Source organism: Ornithinibacillus proteolyticus (assembly GCF_039581225.1).
GTDB classification, from domain to species: Bacteria; Bacillota; Bacilli; order Bacillales; family Amphibacillaceae; genus Ornithinibacillus; species Ornithinibacillus massiliensis.
Genome location: NZ_JBCPXV010000088.1, coordinates 1 through 5,034, shown reverse-complemented (window position 1 = coordinate 5,034; position 5,034 = coordinate 1). Strand labels below are relative to the sequence as shown.

4 protein-coding genes are annotated in these 5,034 nt (G+C 37.6%); all 4 read left to right on the top strand.

Translation table 11 applies throughout. The annotated features are described in order from the left end of the window. Nucleotides 1-435: 435 nt before the first annotated feature. The 4 genes from AAIB49_RS19410 (at nucleotide 436) to rlmD (ending at nucleotide 4,918) form a co-directional block, all read left to right on the top strand. The gene (locus AAIB49_RS19410; protein WP_343459003.1) at nucleotides 436-1,221 is read left to right on the top strand and encodes a cache domain-containing protein; all 786 of its coding nucleotides are present in this window, start codon (nucleotides 436-438) and stop codon (nucleotides 1,219-1,221) included. Further along, on the top strand, nucleotides 1,181-2,299 hold the full coding sequence (locus AAIB49_RS19405) for a methyl-accepting chemotaxis protein (RefSeq protein WP_343459002.1): 1,119 nt from the start codon (nucleotides 1,181-1,183) through the stop codon (nucleotides 2,297-2,299). The genes AAIB49_RS19410 and AAIB49_RS19405 overlap by 41 nt, the downstream gene beginning before the upstream one ends. Before the next feature lie 243 nt (nucleotides 2,300-2,542). Continuing rightward, complete coding sequence (locus AAIB49_RS19400; RefSeq protein WP_343459001.1) at nucleotides 2,543-3,457, top strand: diacylglycerol kinase; 915 nt, start codon at nucleotides 2,543-2,545, stop codon at nucleotides 3,455-3,457. Between the two features lie 78 nt (nucleotides 3,458-3,535). Further along, nucleotides 3,536-4,918, top strand: coding sequence for a 23S rRNA (uracil(1939)-C(5))-methyltransferase RlmD (gene rlmD / locus AAIB49_RS19395; protein ID WP_186868998.1), 1,383 nt, complete (start codon nucleotides 3,536-3,538; stop codon nucleotides 4,916-4,918). The last annotated feature ends 116 nt before the right edge of the window (nucleotides 4,919-5,034 follow it).

Here is a 5,034-nt window from a genome sequence, read left to right as displayed (position 1 = left end):
TTCTCTGGTTGATATTTACAATGAACATCATTCCCAAAGGGAATAATCATGGAGGAGCCGTATGCGATGACCCGCACGTACGGAACTGCGAGAGGCGCATGAGTGATTCATGCGCCTACTCTATTTGCTGTGAAGTTGACTATTCAAGTAAACTAATGTAATTATTCCACTTTTCATATTAGTTTTACTATCACGGAAAAGATTAATAAATGGTTCTATAGTCCGATATAGTCACTATGAAAGCATATACATCACTATAGGAGGGTATACATTGAAAGGTAAAATGCATAAGAAGAAGGCACAAGTGGAAAAAAACGGCCGTTCATTAAGTTTACGAAATAGGCTATTATTTCATTCTTAGTTATCTTATTAATTCCAAGTATTGCTATAGGAGCGATTTCTTTTCAAAGCTCAAGTGGTAGTGTAGAAAGAAACATGATCGAATCTGCACAAAAAAATGTTAGTATCATGAAACAAACCGTCGATCGCTTTGTTCAAGATCAGGTGGATGTGGTGAATTATTTAGCTAATACGATCATTACGACAGATATCAAAAATGATCATGATGAAAGAACTAGGGACATATTAGACGAAATACAGAATTCTAAGAGTGCTGTATATGAACAAATTTATGTTGGAACACAAACAGGGGAATTTATGAATTCGCCTTCATCATTTCAGAATCCCCCAGATTATGACCCAAGAAAACGTCCATGGTACGAGCAGGCTATTGCTGATAGAGGAAATGTTGTTGTAACAGATCCATATGTATCATCATCCTCTGGTGAGATTGTTGTAACCATTGCTAAAGTGACTGCGGATAATAATGGAGTCGTTGTGGTGAATCTTGAGCTAGGGGCCTTAACTTACATTATTAACTCGGTCACTATTGGTAAGGAAGGGTATATGTTCCTGTTAGACGGAACGAAAAAATATATTACTCATCCAAACAGGGAAGCTGGATCAGAAGCAACTGAACCATTATTCGATCAATTATTTGAAGCTAACAACGGTCATTTCACCTATGAATTAGATGGAGATGAAAAACAATTAGCCTTTGATACTAGTGAACTAACTGGTTGGAAAATTGTAGGAACGATGTTTAATAGTGAAATCGTAGAAGGAGCAAAACCAATCTTAAATACGACCTTGATTGTCATTGGGGTATCGTTATTATTAGGTGCTATTATTCATCGTCTTCATTATTCGTTCTATTTCTAAACCAATCACGCAATTAGTCGATGCAAGTAATACAATGAGTCAGGGTGACTTAAGTGTAACGATTGATTTAAATCGTAACGACGAATTAGGAACATTAGCAAAAGCATTTAATAAGATGCGTGAAAACTTAAATGAAGTTATTCTGCAAGTAAGAGATAAGTCGATTAGCTTAGCTGCTGCTGCAGAACAATTAAATGCAAGCACCGAACAAAACACATCAGCAACAGAGCAAATCTCTACATCGGTTCAAGAGGTTGCTCAAGGTATGGAAAATCAAAATAGTAGTATTTCACAAAGCTCTAAACTAGCAAATGAAATGGCTGAGTCTATTTATCAGATTGCATCAAGCTCTAATGATGTTTCTAACACAGCTACAGATGCTATGTCTGCAGTAACAGAAGGAAATAATGCATTAGGTACAACTATTACACAGATGGAGTTCATTAAGCAAAATACGCATGAGTTTTCTAGCAATATTGAAGGCCTTGGAAAGCTATCTGAACAAATTAGTAATATTGTTGACGTTATTACCGATATCTCTGAACAAACGAATTTACTAGCATTAAATGCGGCAATAGAGGCAGCTAGAGCAGGAGAGCATGGTAAAGGTTTCGCTGTTGTAGCGGATGAGGTTCGTAAGCTTGCAGAACAATCTTCTAACTCAGCTGACCAAATTAAAGATGTAATCGTAACGATCCAAACGGAAACGATTAATACAGTTAAATCTATGGAAACAGCAACAACAGAAGTAGATAAAGGAATCGATATTGCCAATAATGCTGGAGCATCATTTAAGAATATTACTGGTTACGTAGATACTATCACCAATCAAATTATGCGTGTTAGCTCAGAAATTCAGGAAATATCTTCAGCAACAGAGCATTTTAACAATACATTCCAAGAAGTTGCATCAATTGGGGACGCGATTTCCGATGAAGCGCAAAATGTTTCTGCAGCGACCCAACAGCAATTAGCATCGATGGAAGAAATTGCTGGCTCTGCAGCTTCGCTAACAAATGTCGCAGAGGAGCTTCAACAATTAGTAGAAAACTTTAAACTAGCAAATAAGGAAAATTAAGAGATTTGTTAGTCATATAATGACCTATAATGGTAGGCTGTCGGGTATTTCCGGCAGTCTATTTTTCTATTTATAAAGGAAGAATTTAACTATTTGTAAGTCTAATTTTTACGTAAAGCTTTTCAAAACTATAAATTATGGTTATGATAGTAATGCATGTAAAATTATCCAAATATGAATAGAGATACTAATATAGATAGTTAATGCATAATGTAAAGTAGCATTGGAGAGGGGACATGTATGATGAAGAGGGCCCGTATAATCTATAATCCAACTTCTGGAAGAGAGGCTTTTAAGAAAGAATTGCCTGCGGTTCTAGAAAAATTGGAAATAGCGGGATATGAAGCATCAGCACATGCTACAACCGGTGAAGGTGATGCAACAAATGCAGCTAGACTAGCGGTTGAGCGAAAGTATGATATTGTCATAGCTGCTGGTGGGGACGGTACAATAAATGAGGTTATAAATGGACTAGCTGAGCAGGAATATCGACCAAAATTGGGCGTTATCCCGGTAGGAACGACGAATGATTTTGCCAGAGCATTAACCATTCCTCGAGATAGTATTCAAAAGGCAGTCGATGTGATTATCGAGGATAAAACAATGCTTCTAGATATTGGAAAAGTAAATAGTCAATACTTTATAAATATAGCTGGTGGCGGAAAACTGACGGAACTAACTTATGATGTACCAAGTAAACTAAAAACAATGTTAGGTCAACTAGCCTATTACGTAAAAGGAATTGAGATGCTTCCATTTTTAAAGCCTGCTCCTGTTAAGATAGAGTATGATGGAAATAAGATTGAAGAGGATATTATGCTATTCTTAATTTCGAATACAAACTCGGTAGGTGGATTTGAAAAACTGGCACCGGACGCTTGTCTAAATGATGGCTATTTTGACTTGTTAATTTTGCGGAAGACTAATCTTGCAGAATTTGTACGGATCGCTAGTTTAGCACTAAGGGGAGCCCATTTAGAGGATAGTCACGTTATTTATACGAAGGCTAAGCATATAAAGGTTGTTCCGGAGGATAAAATGCAGCTCAATATTGATGGGGAATATGGTGGCTTACTGCCAGGTGAATTCTACAATCTCCAGCAACATATTGAGTTCTTTGTACCAGAATCCTATTTAAATAGGGAGACTACTGAATAATAGGTAGTCTCCTTTGTTTATTCCGTGTCAAGCTGATAAGATAGAATTCAACAATAGAACGTAAAGGAAGATACATATATGGCAAAACAAGCTCCTGTAAAAAAGAATGAAACGGTAACGATTCGTTTTGAGGATTTAACCCATGAAGGAAATGGCGTTGGAAAAATCGAAGGGTATCCATTATTTGTACCTTATGGCTTGCCTGGAGAAGAGGCAATTGTAAAAGTAGTAAAGGTTAATAAGAACTTTGGTTTTGGTAAGCTTTTAGAAGTGAAGAATCCAAGCCCTGAGCGTGTAGAGCCACCATGTGATGTGTTTTATAAATGTGGTGGATGTCAAATTCAACACATGAGTTATAACCTTCAGCTATCGATGAAACAACAACAAGTTAAAAACGTGATGCGTAAAATAGCCCATCTCGAACATGTACCTGTTCATCCAACCATTGGAATGGAAGATCCTTGGCGCTATCGAAATAAAGTAGCAATTCCAGTTGGGGAAAAAGACGGCGAATTAATAACAGGATTCTATCAGATGCGCAGCCACCAGATTATTGAAGATATGGATACCTGTATTGTACAAGAGGACTTGAATGATCGAATGGTTGAAGCAGTCAGAAGGATTGCAGGCAGAGTCGGTATTGAGGCATATGATGAAAAAAGTCATACAGGTGTACTAAGACATATTATGGTTCGAACTGGTCAAGAAACAAAGGAAACGATGGTTGTTATCATTACGCGAACGAAGGAGCTTCCTCATGCAAAGGAATTCATTCGTGAACTAACAGAAACATATCCTAATGTTAAGTCGATCATTCATAATATTAATCCAGCACGTACCAATGTGATTCTTGGCGAGAAAACGAAGGTTCTTTGGGGACAAGAGTATATTTATGATTCTATCGGTTCGATTCGTTTTGCGATTTCGGCTAAGTCGTTTTATCAGGTCAACCCTACTCAGACGAAAAGACTTTATGAAAAGGCGTTAGAATACGCTGCAATAGGTGAAGAAGATACTGTAATTGATGCCTATTGTGGTATTGGAACAATTTCTCTATTCTTAGCGCAAAAAGCAAAGAAAGTATATGGGGTAGAAGTTGTACCAGAAGCGATAGAAGACGCACGAGTGAATGCGAAATTAAATGGCATGACCAATACCGAATTTGAAGTTGGTACTGCCGAAGAAGTGATGCCAAGATGGAAGGAAGAAGGATTAAAACCAGATGTAATTGTTGTCGACCCACCTCGCAAAGGCTGTGATGAAGGATTGTTAAATGCCATGATTGAAATGGGACCGAAGCGGATTGTTTATGTGTCCTGTAATCCTTCGACCTTAGCACGGGATTTACGTGTTTTGGAAGATGGTGGTTACGAAACAAAGGAAGTTCAGCCTGTAGATATGTTTCCACAGAGTATGCATATTGAGAGTGTGGTTTGGTTGGAGAAGCGGTTGTCTAATTAAAAAATACATCTATCAGTCAAAATAAACATTTGCTAGTCCGACCCTGATTTCGTTAAAATAAACATTTGCGATTTCGGGGTCTTTTCATTCCCAAACCCTTGTCAGTTCAGTGTTCC

Coding starts and splice junctions, on each gene's coding strand:
- AAIB49_RS19400 (WP_343459001.1), top strand. CDS start 2,543: ATGAAGAGGGCCCGTATAATCTATAATCCAACTTCTGGAAGAGAGGCT.
- AAIB49_RS19410 (WP_343459003.1), top strand. CDS start 436: ATGATCGAATCTGCACAAAAAAATGTTAGTATCATGAAACAAACCGTC.
- rlmD (WP_186868998.1), top strand. CDS start 3,536: ATGGCAAAACAAGCTCCTGTAAAAAAGAATGAAACGGTAACGATTCGT.